This window comes from Aliarcobacter vitoriensis, assembly GCF_048320235.1.
Classification (GTDB): domain Bacteria; phylum Campylobacterota; class Campylobacteria; order Campylobacterales; family Arcobacteraceae; genus Aliarcobacter; species Aliarcobacter vitoriensis.
This window is the reverse complement of the sequence record NZ_CP182882.1, coordinates 2,317,563-2,335,557: the sequence shown is the minus strand read 5'-3', so window position 1 is coordinate 2,335,557 and position 17,995 is coordinate 2,317,563. Positions and strand designations below refer to the sequence as shown.

The following is a 17,995-nucleotide window of genomic DNA, read 5'->3' as shown; positions in this document are numbered from 1 at the left end:
ATCATTTACCAAATATTCGTTCATTAAAACCTTTTTTGAACTGAACTTTTTTATCTATATCTTCATCTTTTTTTTCTTCTGTTAAATAATATAAAAAATTTCCTTTTTGAACTTTTCCCAATAACATCAAGGAAGAGAATAAAACAAATAATATAGTCACAATAAATATAAAAAGTTTTTTACTTATACTATCTTTTTTTTCAATTTTAAAAAATATTTTATCTATTTGAATTTTTAAATCTTTGAGTATATTTTTTGGTAAATTATTTATATCAAAAAGTTCTACTCTTTCATCTGTTAAACTCTGTGCTTTATTTATATCATTTTCTTCTAAAATAGCAAAGAAATATGTCAACTCTATTCCATTAGGCAATAATACACTATCTACTTCTTTCCAATTTATAATATCTAATCCGATTTTGTCCTTGCAATCTTTTATTATAGTTTGTAATGGAGTCGATTCTAATTCAACTTTTCCACCAACTGCATTGTATAAACCTTTTTGCCAATCTGGGTTATTCTTTTTTAACAATAAAATTTTTTTACCATCAGTTATTATACCTACAACATATCTCATTTTATATTCATTTCTTATTGTTTTACAATAAAATAATTTTTTTAGATTATGCCATAATATATTTGAATTACTAAAATAATTAAGAATAGTAGTTTAATAATTGATTTTTTATTTGAAGTTTTTTATGAATTGAGAACTATAATTTAGTTCTCAATTGCAATTTTTATATATTTTTCTAACTCTTCTTTTGGTGCATTTCCTATAAATTTATGCACAAATTTACCATCTTTTGAAAATAAAAACATCTCAGGAATTTTTCTAACATTTAACTCTTGAGCTAATTTATCATTTTCTTCACCCATTGTAATTGGATAATTTATTTGATACTCTTTTATAAAATCTTGTATCTCTTCAACTGTTTTTTCATCTTGAAATAAAACAGAAACTATTTCTAAATCGTCTTTATACTTCTCTTTAATTTCTCTAAGTTTTGGTATAGCTTCAATACAAGGAGGACACCAAGTTGCAAAAACATCTATAATAACAGCTTTTTTACCTTTAAACTCATCGAAATCAAGTCCATTTGCTGTACTTTTAAATCCAATAATTTTTTCATCAGTTGTTAATAAAAGAAAAGATTGAGAAATAAACTCTTTATTATCCTCTTCAATTTTTTTCTTTGCTAATGATTTTGAATCAATTGTTGAACCACCATCACAACCAATAAATAAAAATGCTAAAACAGCAAATAAACTAACTAATACATTTTTCATTCTTGCTCCATTTTTGATAACTCTTCTAAAATAATTTTCACTTCATATTTTTCAAAAAAGATATTCATAGACAACTCTTGATTCACTTTCTTTAAAAACTCTATTTTATTTCTTGTTTGTAAATCTTTATCTTCATTATGTTCTTTTAAAATCTCTAAAAGAGCATTTTTATATTGATTTATTATATTTAACTTTGTTTGTGCTTTTTTTACTACATTTTTACTATTAAAATATATAAACAAAACAACTAAAATAGCAGTTAAAATAAAAGTAGCTAAAATTTCCATTATTTATAAATCTCTTTTTCAACTAAATCAAAAAGTGCTTTATCCGATAATCTTTCCAATAAAACTCCATTTACATAAAGTGTTGGTGTTCCTCTTACACCTAAAGTTTCTGCATCTTTTCTATCTTGAGCAATAATTTCATCAATTTTTGGATTTTTCATATCCTCTTTTAATTTTTCAATATCTAAAGAAGGAATCTCTTTTAAAAATTGCCATAAAAGTTCTGGTTTATCAACACTTGAATAATGAGAAGCCCATAGTGGGTGTTTTTCAAACATCATATTTAAAACATCTTCATATTTTCCTTGAACTCTTGCAGCTTCAAGCATTTGTATAGTTAGTCTTGAATTTTTATGATTATCTAAATACTTTACAACAATCTGAATATCTTTGTAATACTCCCTATAAAGCTTTTTTACAACTTGACTATAAATAGCACACGACTCACACTCTGGATCTAAAAATTCAACAACACTAATATTTTTTGTATTATCACCCATTCTAAAAGAATAATCTCTTACAAGTAATGAATTCACATCTTCTACTTTTGCTGTTTGCTCACTTTTTTGTTCATTTTGATAAAAAAATGTAAACCCAATAAAAAGCACTAAAATCGCTAGTAAAGAACCAAAAACCAATTTTTTATTTTGCATCAAATTTTCCTTTTCTAATTTTTTCAAAACTCTAACGAAAAAAAGATAACAAACAATTAAGAAACCCTTTTTTTATAGGCAACTAAAAGAATAAAGATTATGAAAAATGCAACAAAAGATAATAATGGAATAGTTATAAATCCAAAATAGTTTAAATAATCAACACTACAAGGAACTCCACTAACACAAGGAGACAATGTTTCAGGAATTATTCCTACAATGAGTAAATTATGATAAATAGCTATTCCCATACCAACTATAACCAAAGGAAAACTATACTTAAATATATTATTGTCTGGATATAAAAGATTTAATAAAAATATTAAAACCAATGGATACATAAATATTCTTTGATACCAACACAAACTACAAGGAACAAAATACATAATTTCCGAAAAAAACAAACTTCCTAAAGTTGCAACTAAAGAAGTTAAAAAAGCTAAAAAAATAAAATTCAAAACAATTCCTTCACAAAATTCTAATAAGTTTCATTGTAACAAAATAATGTTAATATTCCCATCATATTTCGTAGAAGGATTTTTTTTGAGATACATCATCTTAGGTCTTATAATGGCTGGACTTTTTCAAGTCTTTTTTTGGTTGTCAAGAGACAATTTAGTAACATTAAATGAAAGCTCTTTTGATAAGATTGAATCTTTATCATACTCACCTTTTGAAGGTTATGATAAAAAAATATTATCTAGTGAACAAATTTCTTATGATGTTAATATGCTAGAAAATTTTACAAATAAATTAAGAACTTATGGAACATTAGAAGCTTATAAAATTTTAGAATCTAGTAAAGATTCAAAATTACCTATTGATTTAGGACTTTGGATAGGAGGCGATTTAGAAGACAATAATCTTGAAATACAACGAGCCATAAAAATAATACAAGAGTATCCACATAGAATTGACTCTGTTATAGTAGGGAATGAGGTACTTTTAAGAAAAGATATAGAACCTTTAGAACTATACGCCTATATAGATTTTTTAAGAGATGTTACAGATAAACCAGTAACAACAGCCGAAACTTGGGATCAATGGGAAAAACATCCTGAACTTGCAAGTCATGTTGATTTTTTAACTATTCACATTTTACCTTATTGGGAAAAAGTGCCAATAGATAGATACAATGAATTTATAATTGAAAAATATAGTGTAGTTGAACAACTATTCCCAAATAGAAAAATAGTTATCGGGGAAACTGGTTGGCCAAGCCATGGTTACAACAACAATAGTGCTGTTCCAAATATTAAAAACCAAGCACAAGCAATTCGTGGATTTGTAAACTTAGCACACGAAAAAGGTTGGCACTACAATATTATCGAAGCATTTGATCAACCTTGGAAAGGGTATGATGAAGGAAATGTTGGACAATATTGGGGAATTTTTACTACAAACCGTGCTTTAAAATTCCAATTATCTGGAGAAGTTGAATTAAATCAATATTGGTTATATCAGATGATTGCTGCTATTATAATCGGAGCTTTATTAACTATCTTTGGACTTAAAAACCAAAGAGTAAATATTAGTCATGCTTTTGCCTATGCTATTGCTGCTCAAGGTATGGCATTTGGTATTGTAATGGCTGCTATTTATCCATTTATCAACTATATGAATTTTGGTATGTGGGTCATGTGGGGAATGGGAACATTTTTGATGATTCCACTTGTAATTATAACTCTAGCAAAAGCAAATGAGCTATTTAGAAGTTCTATTGGTGTTCCACCATCAAGATTAGTTCCACTTGACCTAAAATCACAAAATGCACCTTTAGTATCTATTCATGTTCCAGCATACAAAGAAGAACCTCATGTTTTAGCTGAAACATTAACAAGTTTATCAAAACTTACATATCCAAATTATGAAGTTTTAGTTATCATCAACAATACTCCAGAAGATTATTACAAAGCACCTATCAAAGAATTGTGTGAAAAACTAGGAGAAAAATTTAAATATCTTGATATTACTTGTACTGGTTTCAAAGCAGGAGCACTAAACACTGCTTTAGAATATACAGATAAAAATGCTGAAATAGTAGCTGTTATTGATGCAGATTATAAAGTTGAATCTCCTTGGCTTGTTGATTTAGTACCACTTTTTGATGATCCAAAAGTTGCTATTGTTCAAGCACCTCAAGACCATAGAGATGGAAATGAAAGTATAATTAAAGCTGCTATGAATGCTGAATATGCAGGTTTCTTTGATATTGGAATGGTTGATAGAAATGAAGAAAATGCAATAGTTGTTCATGGAACAATGGTTATGGTAAGACTTAGTTCTATGATGGAAGTTGGTGGTTGGGGAACTGATACAATTGTTGAAGATAGTGAATTAGGACTTAGACTATTTGAAGCTGGATACACAGCTCACTATACAAACAGAAGATATGGATATGGACTTCTTCCTGATACAGTTGAAGCATTCAAAACTCAAAGACATAGATGGGCTTATGGAGCTATACAAATTCTTAAAAAACACTGGAGAGAATTTAAACCTAGTTCAAAAAAATTGTCTCCAAGACAAAAAAATAAATTTGTTACTGGTTGGTTTTTCTGGTTAAGTGATGCTATGGGTCCAATAATGGCTATTATGAATATTATTTGGGTACCAGTTATTATATTTGTTGGAGTTACTATTCCGACTATTCCTTTAACTATTCCTATTATTACAGCATTTATAGTAAATATTTTACATACATTTATATTGTATAGAACAAAAGTAAAAGCAACTTTTAAAGAAATTTTCTTAAGTTCTATTGCTTCTATGAGTTTACAACTAATAATATTTAAAGCTGTATTTGATGGATTTATAAAAGATGGTTTACCATTTAAAAGAACTCAAAAAGGTGGAAAAGCTAAAAAAGGTTCAAGCCCTATCAAATATGAGATGATTTTAGCAATTTTACTTACAACTGCATTTATCTCTTTAATATATACAAATGATACTGGAATTATAGAAATTTATGTATTTGCAGCAACTATTTTTATTCAAACTATTCCTTATATCTCTGCTATTATTATGAGAATATTGGAACTTTACTCTCTAAAAAGTCAGAAATCTTAATAGATTTCTGATTTAACCTTAAGTTTTTACTAATCATTTTATGATTACAATTATAGATTTTAAAACTAAGATAAAGATAGATTAATCAAATGTTAAATTATTATAAAGAACTTTTGTTATATGTTAGAAATAAGGTTTCAGACAAAGACCTAGCACAAGATATAGTCCAAGAGACTTTTGAAAAAGCACTCATTATACAAAATAGCCAAAAAGTAGATAATCCAAGAGCTTTATTATATAGAGTATGTAAAAATATTATTGTTGATGCAGTAAGAAAAAATAAAGATTTTCAAGAAATAGAGTTTGATGAAGAGTTTATTGTCTTAGAACAAGAAACACCAGAAGATATATTGATTGAACAAAACAATCAAGAAGTTCTAATGAAAGAGTTAAGAAAACTTCCACCAAAAATGAAAGAGGCTTTTGTGCTTTATGTTTTAGAAGATTATACAAAACAAGAAATTGCAGAAATTATGAATATCTCTTTTGTAGCAGTAGAAAAACATTTATCAAGAGCAAAATTTGAATTAAAAGAAAAATTAAGAAGAAAAGAAGAATACTAATGCCAAATGAAAGTATTGAAGATAAAGAACTAATAAGACAAGTAAAATCTCTACCTAAAGATTTTTTAGATGAATTAAGAAATGAAGTAAAACAAAATAGAGAACAAATAAATAAAAGAAAAAGATTTTTTAAAATAGTTACTCCACTTGCTGCTGCCTGTATCGTGGCTATATTTTATGTATCATTTTTTATTGAATTTGCAAATTATTCAAAATTTTATCAAGCATCAAATAAAATCCAAAACAACATTTTACTTCCTGATAACTCTAAAATATCTTTAGATGCAAATACTTCAATAGATGTAAAGTATTACAAAACTAAGAGAGTAGTAGAATTATCGACAGGAAAAGCAATATTTGATATAACTTCAAATAAAGAACAACCCTTTATAATAAATGCAAATAAAATAAATATCGAAGTTTTAGGTACAAAATTTGAAGTTATAAATTTTGATGAACAAATAGCAGTAAATGTTTTGGAAGGTAGAGTAAAAGTATCAGCAAAAGATGGTAAAGAAATATCTATTGTTACAACAAATCAGTCTTTAAATCTTGACAAAAATGCAAATAAAATAAGCCTAAAAGATGAAAATATAAATGATAAACTACTATGGATACAAGGTAAATATAACTTTAATCAAACTAGATTAGATAAAGTTTTTGATGAATTCTCAAAACATCTGGATATAAATATAGTATTTGAATCACAAAAAGCAAAATATTATCCAATAAGTGGTAGTTTTGATGTAAAACATTTTGATAATTTTTTAAAAGTTTTACCTAAAATCCATAGAGTTAAAGTTATAAAACAAGATAATATGATTGTTATAAAATAGTATAATTCTTAGATATTTATATACTATCAATAGTTCTATCATATTTTGAATAATATGTTATAATTTCCAAATATCTATAAAATTTATCCAAAAAATAGGAGTTCAAATGATTTCAATTCAGATAGAAGATAAACAAATAGAAAACCTTTTATATAAAGAATTCAAATCAACAGAAAATATAAAAGAGTATCTTTATAAATTGGTTCTTGAAGATTTAAAACCAAACAACTTTCCAGAACAACTTACTTTAACAAAAGAAGAAGCCAAGCAAAAAGTAGAAACAGCTATAAATAATATATCAAAAAATAATGGCTTAGATTTAGATAATGCATTTGAGAAAGTTTTTTTATCTAAATGACATATAAAATTATTTTAGAACCACAAGCAATAGAAGATTTAACAATAATAAAAAACTTTATCACAAAAAATGACTCCCAAGTAAAAGCTACAAATTTCTTAAATAAAATCAAAAAACAAATTAAAATCTTAGAATTTATGCCTTATAAACATAGAAAAAGCTTTTATTATGACGATGAAGAAACAAGAGATTTGATTTTTAAAGGATATACAATAGTTTTTAAAATAACCACTTCAACAATTTATATCTTAACAATTTTTAGACAAAGAAATCACTAATTTAACAAATTTCAAAATTTGATGTCAGGAATGTCAAACTTTTTCGTCTTCTTATATAGGGAATGTAATTCTCAAAATTAAACTTAAGAAAATGGAGAAAAAGATGTTTTACAAAAAAACAATAATCGCACCTAGTTTAGCCCTACTTTTGGCTACAAATCTTTATGCTGCTTCATATACAGTTGAAGATACAAATGCTATAAAAGCTATCGAAAAAATATCAAAGCTTTCAAACATACCTTTTATAGGGGATACAAGTATATTAAACAATATCAAAACAAACAAAATAGAAGATGTGGAAAATATAGATGAAGCTTTAAAACAGATGTTTGAAGGAACAGGAATTGAAGCAACTATTGAACACGACACTATTATCATAAAAAAGTTATCTTCTGTAAAAGTTATAAATGGAACTTATATCTTAGACGAAATTTCAGTAAAAGATAATAAAGAAAATAGTTATACAAGAACTCAAGACAATTCTGCAACTGGTATGAACTTATCGCTTAAAGAAACACCACAATCAGTATCTATCATCACTAAAAAAAGAATGGAAGATCAACAACTAAATAACTTAGTTGATGTTATGAAAAATACAACCGGGGTTTATACACAATCAACACCAGGAAATACAGCTGAAGCTTCATTTTATTCTCGTGGATATAAAATAACGAAGTATCAAGTAGATGGAGCTCCTAGTGCTTTTAATACAGGATATTACTTTACTGGGAACGAAAATATTGATAGTGCTATTTATGATTCTGTTTCTGTAGTTCGAGGTGCAACTGGATTTTTGACTGGTCAAGGAGATCCTAGTGGAAGTATAAATTTAGTACGAAAAAAACCAACAAAAGATTTTCAAGCTTCACTTGAAGCACAAACTGGAAGATGGGATAAATATAGAGGTGTTGCCGATATTGGTGGAGGATTTAATGAAGATGGAAGTATAAGAGGAAGATTTATAGCTGTTCATGACCAAGGAGGTTATTTCAATTCATTATTAGATAAAACAAGTATGACTTTATATGGAGTAGTAGAAGCAGATTTAGGTGATTCCACTACAATATCAGCCTCTTGGGAGAGAATAGATTCACAAAATAATGCTAGTGAAGGTGCAAGTAGATTTTTTGTAAATGATGGAAGTGATGGAACTTATATTTGGAGAAGAGTTGGATTCTCAAATTTTGATAAATATACATGGTTTCAAGCAGATTGGAAAAAAAGAGAGCAAATAAGAGATAATTATACTTTAGCCTTAAATCATCATATTAATGATTCTTGGAAAATAGATGCTACGTATAACTATATTAATGATAATCGTAAAATAAAAGATGGTGGATGTGATGGTTGGGTCAATAATGATACTTGTCGAGAAAGTAGATTTTTAAATCATGAAAACGATCAAAAAATTCATACTTTCGATGCAAAACTAAATGGAACTTTTGATTTATTTGGACAAACTCATGATTTAGTAATTGGAGCAAATGGGAAGAGAGAAAAAGGCACTAATTCAACTATTGATGAATGGGGGCAAGGACAAGGCTTTAGTATTATTAATAATAAGTTAAGTGTTGTTGAACCAAATTGGGGTAATTATACGAGGAATAAAGGAAAAAGTGAAACAAATCAATATGGTACATTTATTTCAACTAAACTTAATTTTACAGATGATTTATCAGCAATTTTAGGTGGAAGATACAGTGAATGGGAAACTGGAACTACTACTAAAAGAAAAGCAGATAATTTTTTACCATATTTAGCTTTGAGTTATGATATTACAGATAATCTTACAACTTATGTAAGTTATACAGAGATTTTTAATCCACAAAGTTCAAAAGATAGAAATGGTGACTATCTTGATCCTGAAACTGGATTTAACTATGAAGTTGGTCTAAAAGGTGAATGGTTTGATGGAAGATTAAACTCTAGTATTGCACTTTTCCAATCAGGTAAAGATGGTCTTGCAGTCACTGATATGAATGAACAAACAGGAGAATGCTACAAATATCCAGGTGGTGGACAATGGGGTTGTGCAATGAAAGCAGAAGATGATACAAAAAACAAAGGTTGGGAGTTTGAAATTGCAGGAGAGATTACTCCATATTGGCAAGTACAAGCTGGTTTTTCTTCATCAATTCTTAAAGATAAAAATGGAAAAAGATTAACAAGTGATGCTATACCTATTAGAACAGCAAACCTATTTACTACTTATAAACCTATATCTAAATTAACTTTAGGTGGTGGTGTAAGATGGCAAAGTGAAATTTTTGATAATACAGTAAAAGGTTATTATATACAAGCTGGTTATCCTGAAATGGTTAGTGAAGCTACACAAAAAGATTATTATGTAGTTGATTTGATGGCAAATTATGAATTTAATAAAAACTTAAGCTTGCTTGTAAATCTTAATAATGCTTTAAATAAAGAGTATAAAACTAGTTTTAATACTTACTCTTATGGAGAAGAGAGAAATTGGATGGCTACTTTAAAATATAAGTTTTAAGATATAAAAATTTAGCTACAATATGGTGAAATTATATGGTAAAGGATACAGTATGATAAATACAGAAAAAGTTACTTTTAATTTACCTATTGAGCTTAAAGCTAAAGTAAATGAATTAAAAGAGGATTTACAAACTTCTTTATCTTCTATATATATAGAAGCTATAAGTGAATATGTAAAAAAACAAGAAGAGAAAAAGTGGATAAAAGGTTTTGAGTTAGCAAGTAAAGATGCACAGTACCAAAAGCTTTGTGAAGAGTTTGGTAATAGTGATGATGGTGGGCTTTATGAGTATTAATCAAGGCGAGATTTGGCTTGTTGAGTTTTTTCCAAATGTTGGACAAGAAATATCTAAAACAAGACCTGCTGTAGTTGTAAATGATGATAAAGCAGGAAAACTAAATCTTAGAACAATAGTTCCTATTACAGATTGGAAAGATAATTATAGATATTTTCCTTGGATGATAGAAATAAATCCAGATGAGATAAATAATCTAACAAAGACATCTGCAATAGATTGTTTTCAAGTAAAAAACTACTCAACTGTTCGTTTTAAAAAACAAATTGGGACTGTTTCATCTGATTTGATTTTTAAAATACATCAAACTATAACAAAAACTTTAAATTCTCGATATTCACTCTCTTTAAACTAATTTTATTTACTTTTTAAAAAATCGTTCTCAAGCTTCAAAGCTTGAGAACAAAGTCAAAGGAATAAAATAAATATGAATATAAAAACATCATGTAATGAAGAGAAATTAAAAGAAGAAGAAAATAAAGAGAATAGTAAACTTTTAAAACAAAGATTACAAAGAGTACATGTAGTAATAGGAATATGGTTTTCAGTATTTATGTATATAGCTTTGTTTTTTGGAATATTTGCAATATTCTTACCATATATAGCAAATTGGGAAAGACCATCTAATCATAAAAAAATAGTAAAAATAGAAAATATAGATTTTGATAAAACTATACAAAAAGTTTTAGATGATAAGGAGTATCCTAAATATAATACTATTTTTGTAAACTTACCAAATAAATCTCCAAATTTAACTATATCTACTCAATTTATGGAAAGAAAAGTTTTTAATCCAAATACAAATGAAGAAGTAGAAAAAGTAAAAGAAGAATCAAATCTAGCTTGGTTCTTAAATGGTATGCACTATGGAGCACCTTTATATAAAATATATATGACACAAGTTTTTGGCTTTGTTGCACTTGCAGGAATATTTTTAATTATTGGTGGATTGATACAAGTAAGTATTATAAAATATCAAAATGGTGGGAAAAGTGTATCAAGTAAGTTTTCAAATTGGCATAGAAAAATATTTATTTGGTTATTTTTGCCTTTTTTACTTATTGTTTGGAGTGGAGCAAACTTAAATGTTCCTATGCATTATGTTAAACAATCTTCCTTTATGACTTATGTAGTTTCAAAAGGAGAATTTAGTGACTATTGGGAATATAAAGAGCATCTCAATGAGTTAGAAAACCCAAAAAAAGAAGAAGTAGAAATAAGTGGAATAGAAGCTTCAATGCTAAGTTTAAATGAACTTACAAATAAAGCTTTACAAATAAATAAAGATATAGATTTTAAATGGATAAGATTGGCAAATTGGGAAGATAAAGATGCAAAAATAACATTTAGAGGACATAATCAATATGTACCATTTTTAAAAGATGAACAAACTTTTCCAAGTATAACACTAAGTGCTGTTGATGGAAGTTTGATAGAAGAGAAGTTATTTGAAAATAGACATTATAGTTTTATAATATCTGATAGTGTACATTATTTACATATACTTGTTAATCATGGAATTTGGTTGAGATTGTTTGTATTTATAACTATGCTTTTGTGTACTTTAGCTGTTGGATTTGGAGTATTGTTATATTTAGAAAAACAAGCAAGAAAATTTCCAACTACAACTCCTGTATATAACTGGGTTTCAAAGTTTTGCTTAGCTGGAATGGTTGGAGTTATTCCTGCAACTGGTTTACTATTCTTTTTACAATGGTTATTACCTTTTGATATGGAAGATAGAGTAGCTATTCAACATGGACTTTTTGCAACTTTTTGGATAGGAACTTTAACTTATTCGTTTTATAGATTAAACTCTTATAAAACAGCTAAAGAGTTTTTATATATTGGTGGAGTATTGTTTGCTTTAAGTCCTTTTGTTCACTTTATATTTAGTGGATTTTCTCCAATAAGACTTTGGGAAGAAGAAATATATACAGTTTTAGCTGTTGATGTAGGATTGTTTGTTTTTGGATTAATCTTACTTTATGTTGCTTATAAACTTCCAGTAGATAGAACTAAGATACAAGAGTTTTGGAGTAAGAGATTGTGATATTAGGAAGAGTTAAAACTTCCTAATATCTTTAAGTATGGGTTTCAAAGTATTTATTTAATTTTGAGATTAAAATTTCGATAAAAAATATACTTTCTCCTTTCCTTGTATACTTTGGAACTCATACTTAAGGGTATAAATAAAATCTTACAATTTGTAATATTTTTTAGTGAATTTTTCTTTTTATGATAGAATTTTAGAATTGTTATCATAAGGATATTAAATGGAAGAATTAATAATCACTGAAAATAGTATAAAAAATCAGATTTATAATATCAGAGGTTTTCAAGTTATGCTAGATAGGGACTTAGCAGAACTTTATGGCGTTGAAACAAAAAGATTAAATGAGCAAGTCAAAAGAAATATAGAAAGATTTCCTAAAGAATTTATGTTTCAACTTACCAAAGATGAATTAGAAATTTGGATGTCGCAATTTGCGACTTCCAATAAAGAGCTTATGGGATTAAGAAAACTTCCTTTTGTTTTTACAGAACAAGGTGTTTCTATGCTAAGTGCTGTTATAAGAAGTCAAATTGCAGTTGAAGTTAGTATAAAAATCATTAAAAGTTTTATTGATATGAGAAATTTTTTGCAAAATAATGCTTCTATATTTTCAAGAATAGAAACCATAGAAAAAAGACAAATTTCTTATGAACTAAAAAATGATTCAAAAGTAGATTTTATCTTAAATGCTTTAGAAGATAAAAACTCGAAACCATCAGAAGGTATATTTTATGATGGACAAATATATGATTCATACAGTTTTATAAATGATTTATTAAAACTAGCACAAAAAGAAGTTATTTTAATAGATAACTATATAGATGATACAGTATTTACTCTGTTTTCAAAATATCAAAATATAAACTTTACTATTTACACAAATAACATCTCAAAACAACTAAATTTAGATTTTGAAAAATATCAAGCTCAATATAAAAATATAACACTAAAAACTTTTAAAAATTCACACGATAGATTTTTAATACTTGATAAAAAAGAGATATATTATTTGGGAGCTAGTTTGAAGGATTTGGGTAAAAAATGGTTTGTTTTTTCTAAAATAAACTTGAATATAAATGAGATTTTAGAAAAATTAGAATAGTGTTAAAAATTTAAAATAAAATAAAAATAAGCTAAATATGTTACAAATATACACTCTCAATTGAAAATTTCTAAATTTTTTGATATTTATTGTCAGTTTTTTTATATTTTTCCGTCTTATATATAGAGGGTAATTTTTAAAACAAAGGATTAAGAGTAATATGGCAAAAAAATATTTAAAAAATAAAAAGAAATTTGGGTTTTTAATTGGCTTGATTTTTATATCTTTTTTAATTTGGTTTAATTTTTTTCGTGCAGTTGAAGAAATTAAAAGTGAAGAGATAAAAAAAGGTGATATACAAAATGTTGTATCTTCTTTGGGAGTTTTACAACCACATAATTATGTTGATATTGGAGCACAAGTTTCAGGGCAAATCGAAAAGATTTATGTAAAAGCTGGAGATATTGTAAAAAAAGGTGATTTGTTGGTTGAAATAGACCCAAGCTTACAAAGTGCAACAGTAGAAGAAAACCGAGCAACTTTAGAAAACTTAAATGCACAGCTAATAGAACAAGAAGCGTCTTTAGAACTATCTAATTTTCAAGCTTTAAGACAAGAACAACTTTTTAAAAATAATGCTACAAAACTTGAAGATGTACAAATAGCTCAAGCAAATTTCAAAATGGCAAAAGCAAAGATAAAAAGTTTAAAAGCACAAATAAAAGGTGCAAAATCAAATCTACAAGGGAATGAAGCACTTTTAGGATATACAAAAATATATGCTTCTATGGATGGAACTGTTGTATCACTAAATGCAAAAGAGGGACAAACTTTAAATGCCACTTATGAAACGCCAAAACTTTTAAGAATAGCTGACCTATCAAAAATGACTGTTTGGACTGAAGTTTCTGAAGCTGATGTTGGAAAACTTAAAGTTGGAATGGATTTATATTTTACAACTTTAGGACTAAGAGATACAAATGGAGAACTTCGTAAGTGGGAAGCAAAACTACAACAAATTTTGCCTGCTCCTGTAAATCAAGAGGATGAAGTAAAAGCATCTAGTACAAAAGCAGTAGCTTATACAGCACTTTTTGATATAGAAAATAACGACAATGTTTTAATGAGTCAAATGTCTGCACAGGTATTTTTTATAGAATCTTTTGCAAAAAATGTAGTTGTTGTACCACTTTATACATTATATATGCAAGAAAATGGAACTTATTTAGCAAAAGTTTTAGTTGATGATAAAATTGAAGATAGAGTTGTAAAAATAGGAATGAAAGATAGGATTTTTGGTGAAGTAATAGATGGGTTAAAGCAAGGTGAACAAATCATAACAAAGATTGAAAACAATAAAGATTCTAAGAGATTACAATGGTAGAAACTCCACTAATTGAACTTAAAAATATTTATAAATCTTATGGTGGGAAAGATGGAGCACCGATTCATACAGTTTTACATGGTATTGATTTATCTATTTATACTGGTGAATTTGTAGCAATAGTTGGAGCTTCTGGTTCTGGAAAATCTACTTTAATGAATATCTTGGGTTGTTTAGATAAATCAAGTAGTGGAGAATACCTTTTTGCTGGGAAAGATATATCAAATTTTAATGCAGATGAGTTAGCATATTTAAGAAGAGAAGCTTTTGGATTTGTATTTCAAGGGTATCACCTCATCCCTACTTTAGATACGAATCACAATATTCAAGTTCCTTCTATTTATAAAGGAACTGATTTTGAAGATAGAGAAAATAGAACGAATGAGTTATTAAATCGTTTAGGTTTAGAAACAAAAAAAGATTATTATCCAAACCAACTTTCAGGTGGACAACAACAAAGAGTTTCTATTGCAAGAGCTTTGATGAATGGTGGATATATTATATTAGCTGATGAACCAACTGGGGCTTTAGATAGTAAAAGTGGTATTGAAGTTATGAAACTACTAAAAGAGTTAGCAACAATTGGTCACACTATAATATTAATTACTCATGATTTGCAAGTAGCTTCTCAAGCACAAAGAGTAGTTCGTATTAGTGATGGGCTTATAATAGAAGATAGCACAAATAGCACTTATAAGGAAATAAATTCTAGAAACTCTTTTGAAAATATAGACTTTATAGGTCAAATGAAAATAGGAATAAAACAAGATAGTTCAATAATTGAAGATATAAGCGAGGCATTTTCTACTGCTTGGAAAACACTTTGGGTAAATAGATTTAGAACTTTACTTACACTTTTAGGAATTATTATAGGAGTTTCTGCTGTAATTGTTCTTATGGGAGTAGGACTTGCTACAAGTGAAAAAGCTTTAAAACAAATGGAAGTTTTTGGTGGGGTCAATCGTGTTTCTATTTGGCCAAAGCATGATGAGATTACTAAATATATGGGAACCCTTAATTCTAAAGATATTGAAATAATAGAACAATTGGATAATATCGAACTTATAACTCCTACACAAGGAACTGATGTAGCTGTAAAATATGGCAATCAAAGTATAGGTGCTTTTATTTTAATGACTAATGAACTTGGTTTAAAGATTTTTAACTGGGAAATAGAAAATGGAGAATTTTTCACTAAAGAAGATGAAGAAAATTTGGAAAGAGTAGCTGTTTTAGGAAAAGTTATAAAAGATAAGCTTTTTGAAAATGAATCTTCAATAGGTAAATATATTTTAATAGAAAACATACCATTTAGGGTTATTGGTGAGTTGTCTGATATGTCAGTTTATAGTGGAGATAAAGATGATGATCAAATGGTAGTTTTACCTTTTACTGTTGGAGCTACACAACTACTAAATACTTTAGATTCTGAAGCTATTCAAACATATCTACAAGATTATAATATTGCAGAAGAAACTGTAGAAAATATGACAAATACTCTAAAAAACAGTAGAGATACTGATGATTTTCGTATATATAATAATCCTTCAAGGATTCAAGCACAAAAACAAGCAAATCAAGACCAAAGTATAATGATAGCTTTGATTGGTGGTATTTCTTTAGTAGTTGGTGGTATAGGTATTATGAATATAATGCTTATGGCTGTAAAAGAAAGAACAAAAGAGATAGGTATTCGTATGGCAACTGGAGCTAGACAAAGTGATATAAAAAGACAGTTTTTAACAGAAGCTATCTTGGTTTCTTTTATAGGTGGGATTGCAGGAGTAATAGTTGCAATATTGATAGGTTCTATTTTAATATATTTCAATATAGAGTTGATTTTTTCAATCAAAGCTATTCTTATAGCATTTTCTAGTGCTGTTATTACTGGGCTTATTTTTGGATATATTCCTGCAAGTAAAGCTTCAAAACTAGATCCTGTTGTAGCACTAAATGGAGAGTAATAAAATGAAAAAATATTTTTATATAACAATTTTGCCTTTTTTAATTTTTGGTTGTAGTTCTAAAGATGATTTAATAGTAAAAAAAGATATTGAATTACCACAAAATTGGGATAATAACTTTGAACACAATAAAGAAGAGATTAATCAAAATTGGTGGGAAAGTTTTGGAAGCCATGAATTAAATAGCTTAATAACACAGGCAAAAAATGATAGTTTAGATTTAAAAGTAGCAATAAATAAAGTACTTCAAGCAAAAGCAAATGCAAAAATATCTGGAGCAGATTTATATCCACAAATAAGTGCAGGATTAAATTCTTCAAGAGATGGTATATTAAATCACAATGGAAATACAAATAGTTATAGTTCAGCTTTAAATATAAGCTATGAGATAGATTTTTGGGGTAAAAACAGAGCTTTTTATGAAAGTGCTAAAGAAAATCTAAAAGCTACAATATTTCAAAAAGATGCAGTAGAATTAACTATTGTTTCAAATGTTGCAAAAGTATATTTAAATATCTTATCACTAAATGATAAAATAGAAATAGCAAAACAAAATTTAAAAATTGCAAAAGAGTTATTTGAACTTATAAATACAAAATACAATCTTGGAGCAACAACAAAACTAGAATTAACTCAGCAAGAGATAATACTTTTACAACAAGAAAGAGTTTTAATAGAGTTAGAAAAAGATTTGAAACAAGAAAACAAAACACTAAGTATCCTTTTAGCAAAAACTGACAATTTAGATTTTAAACAAATATCTTTAAATGATATAGAGATTCCTAAAATATCTTTAGTAATTCCATCTGAATTGTTATTAAGGCGTCCAGATATTGCACAAGCTGAAGCTTTAATGAAAAGTGCAAATGCAAATATACAAGTTGCAAGAGCTAATTTTTTACCTAGTTTTAATTTAGGAGCTAGTTTAGGTACAAGTACAGAAAAATTTTCAAATATATTTGATAAACCAATATATACCTTGCTATCAGCTTTAAGTATCCCTATTTTTTATGGTGGTAAACTTGATGCAAACTATGATTTGACAAAAGCTAGATATGAAGAGATGTTGATAAACTATCATCAAACAATCATAAATGCTTTTTGGGAAGTACAAATAGCTTTAAATAATATAGAAAATATTGACAAACAAATAAGCTTACAAAATAAAGAATTAGAACAATCTCAACTAGCATTTAATCTAGCAAAATCTCAATATGAAGCTGGTGCAAAGACACTATCTGATTTACTTGATACGCAAAGAGATTTATATAGTGCAAAAGATATATCTATTCAATTCAAATATGCAAGATTACTTTTGAGTATTGAACTTTATAAAGCTTTAGGTGGAGGTTGGAAAATATAATAGAAGATTATTTATAGTACAATCATAAATCAAAAGTATAAAAGGATTTTT

18 protein-coding genes are annotated in these 17,995 nt (G+C 27.2%); 13 read left to right on the top strand and 5 right to left on the bottom strand.

The genetic code is table 11. The features are described from left to right. Position 1 precedes the first annotated feature (1 nt). The 5 genes from ACNSOS_RS11585 to ACNSOS_RS11565 form a co-directional block, all read right to left on the bottom strand. Positions 2 to 577 carry an NUDIX domain-containing protein gene (locus ACNSOS_RS11585; protein WP_418185419.1) on the bottom strand — a complete coding sequence of 192 codons (576 nt, stop codon included), beginning with the start codon at positions 575 to 577 and terminating at the stop codon, positions 2 to 4. A gap of 143 nt (positions 578 to 720) precedes the next feature. Further along, positions 721 to 1,290 carry a TlpA family protein disulfide reductase gene (locus tag ACNSOS_RS11580; RefSeq protein ID WP_418185418.1) on the bottom strand — a complete coding sequence of 190 codons (570 nt, stop codon included), beginning with the start codon at positions 1,288 to 1,290 and terminating at the stop codon, positions 721 to 723. Next, a complete protein-coding gene (locus ACNSOS_RS11575; protein ID WP_113894013.1) occupies positions 1,287 to 1,577 on the bottom strand; it encodes a hypothetical protein in 291 nt (96 codons plus the stop codon). The genes ACNSOS_RS11580 and ACNSOS_RS11575 overlap by 4 nt, the downstream gene beginning before the upstream one ends. Further along, positions 1,577 to 2,230 (bottom strand): DsbA family protein, encoded by a 654-nt coding sequence (locus ACNSOS_RS11570; RefSeq protein ID WP_113894014.1) that lies wholly within the window; start codon positions 2,228 to 2,230, stop codon positions 1,577 to 1,579. Before ACNSOS_RS11570 ends, ACNSOS_RS11575 begins: the two co-directional genes overlap by 1 nt. 56 nt (positions 2,231 to 2,286) lie before the next feature. Then, positions 2,287 to 2,688 (bottom strand): disulfide oxidoreductase, encoded by a 402-nt coding sequence (locus ACNSOS_RS11565; protein ID WP_113894016.1) that lies wholly within the window; start codon positions 2,686 to 2,688, stop codon positions 2,287 to 2,289. An 85-nt stretch (positions 2,689 to 2,773) separates the two neighbouring features. Here ACNSOS_RS11565 and ACNSOS_RS11560 point away from each other — a divergent pair, with 85 nt between their 5' ends. From ACNSOS_RS11560 to ACNSOS_RS11500, 13 genes are all read left to right on the top strand, one after another. Next, a complete protein-coding gene (locus ACNSOS_RS11560; RefSeq protein ID WP_113894018.1) occupies positions 2,774 to 5,299 on the top strand; it encodes a glycosyltransferase family 2 protein in 2,526 nt (841 codons plus the stop codon). Between the two features lie 89 nt (positions 5,300 to 5,388). After that, on the top strand, positions 5,389 to 5,862 hold the full coding sequence (locus tag ACNSOS_RS11555) for an RNA polymerase sigma factor (protein ID WP_113894020.1): 474 nt from the start codon (positions 5,389 to 5,391) through the stop codon (positions 5,860 to 5,862). Further along, positions 5,862 to 6,698 (top strand): FecR family protein, encoded by an 837-nt coding sequence (locus tag ACNSOS_RS11550; RefSeq protein WP_418185417.1) that lies wholly within the window; start codon positions 5,862 to 5,864, stop codon positions 6,696 to 6,698. The genes ACNSOS_RS11555 and ACNSOS_RS11550 overlap by 1 nt, the downstream gene beginning before the upstream one ends. Before the next feature lie 106 nt (positions 6,699 to 6,804). Beyond that, a complete protein-coding gene (locus ACNSOS_RS11545; protein ID WP_418185416.1) occupies positions 6,805 to 7,056 on the top strand; it encodes a hypothetical protein in 252 nt (83 codons plus the stop codon). After that, positions 7,053 to 7,334 carry a type II toxin-antitoxin system RelE/ParE family toxin gene (locus tag ACNSOS_RS11540; RefSeq protein WP_418185415.1) on the top strand — a complete coding sequence of 94 codons (282 nt, stop codon included), beginning with the start codon at positions 7,053 to 7,055 and terminating at the stop codon, positions 7,332 to 7,334. The genes ACNSOS_RS11545 and ACNSOS_RS11540 overlap by 4 nt, the downstream gene beginning before the upstream one ends. A gap of 103 nt (positions 7,335 to 7,437) precedes the next feature. Then, entirely contained in the window at positions 7,438 to 9,837 is a 2,400-nt protein-coding gene (locus tag ACNSOS_RS11535) for a TonB-dependent siderophore receptor (protein WP_418185414.1), read from the top strand. Between the two features lie 52 nt (positions 9,838 to 9,889). Further along, complete coding sequence (locus tag ACNSOS_RS11530; RefSeq protein ID WP_113910259.1) at positions 9,890 to 10,135, top strand: hypothetical protein; 246 nt, start codon at positions 9,890 to 9,892, stop codon at positions 10,133 to 10,135. Then, on the top strand, positions 10,125 to 10,490 hold the full coding sequence (locus tag ACNSOS_RS11525) for a type II toxin-antitoxin system PemK/MazF family toxin (protein ID WP_113910258.1): 366 nt from the start codon (positions 10,125 to 10,127) through the stop codon (positions 10,488 to 10,490). The genes ACNSOS_RS11530 and ACNSOS_RS11525 overlap by 11 nt, the downstream gene beginning before the upstream one ends. Before the next feature lie 72 nt (positions 10,491 to 10,562). After that, positions 10,563 to 12,188, top strand: coding sequence for a PepSY domain-containing protein (locus ACNSOS_RS11520; protein ID WP_418185413.1), 1,626 nt, complete (start codon positions 10,563 to 10,565; stop codon positions 12,186 to 12,188). 223 nt (positions 12,189 to 12,411) lie between these two features. Continuing rightward, complete coding sequence (locus tag ACNSOS_RS11515) at positions 12,412 to 13,293, top strand: ORF6N domain-containing protein (RefSeq protein ID WP_418185412.1); 882 nt, start codon at positions 12,412 to 12,414, stop codon at positions 13,291 to 13,293. 160 nt (positions 13,294 to 13,453) lie between these two features. Then, positions 13,454 to 14,617, top strand: coding sequence for an efflux RND transporter periplasmic adaptor subunit (locus tag ACNSOS_RS11510; RefSeq protein WP_418185411.1), 1,164 nt, complete (start codon positions 13,454 to 13,456; stop codon positions 14,615 to 14,617). Further along, a complete protein-coding gene (locus tag ACNSOS_RS11505; RefSeq protein WP_418185410.1) occupies positions 14,611 to 16,581 on the top strand; it encodes an ABC transporter permease in 1,971 nt (656 codons plus the stop codon). The genes ACNSOS_RS11510 and ACNSOS_RS11505 overlap by 7 nt, the downstream gene beginning before the upstream one ends. A gap of 4 nt (positions 16,582 to 16,585) precedes the next feature. Next, positions 16,586 to 17,944 carry an efflux transporter outer membrane subunit gene (locus ACNSOS_RS11500; RefSeq protein WP_418185409.1) on the top strand — a complete coding sequence of 453 codons (1,359 nt, stop codon included), beginning with the start codon at positions 16,586 to 16,588 and terminating at the stop codon, positions 17,942 to 17,944. The last annotated feature ends 51 nt before the right edge of the window (positions 17,945 to 17,995 follow it).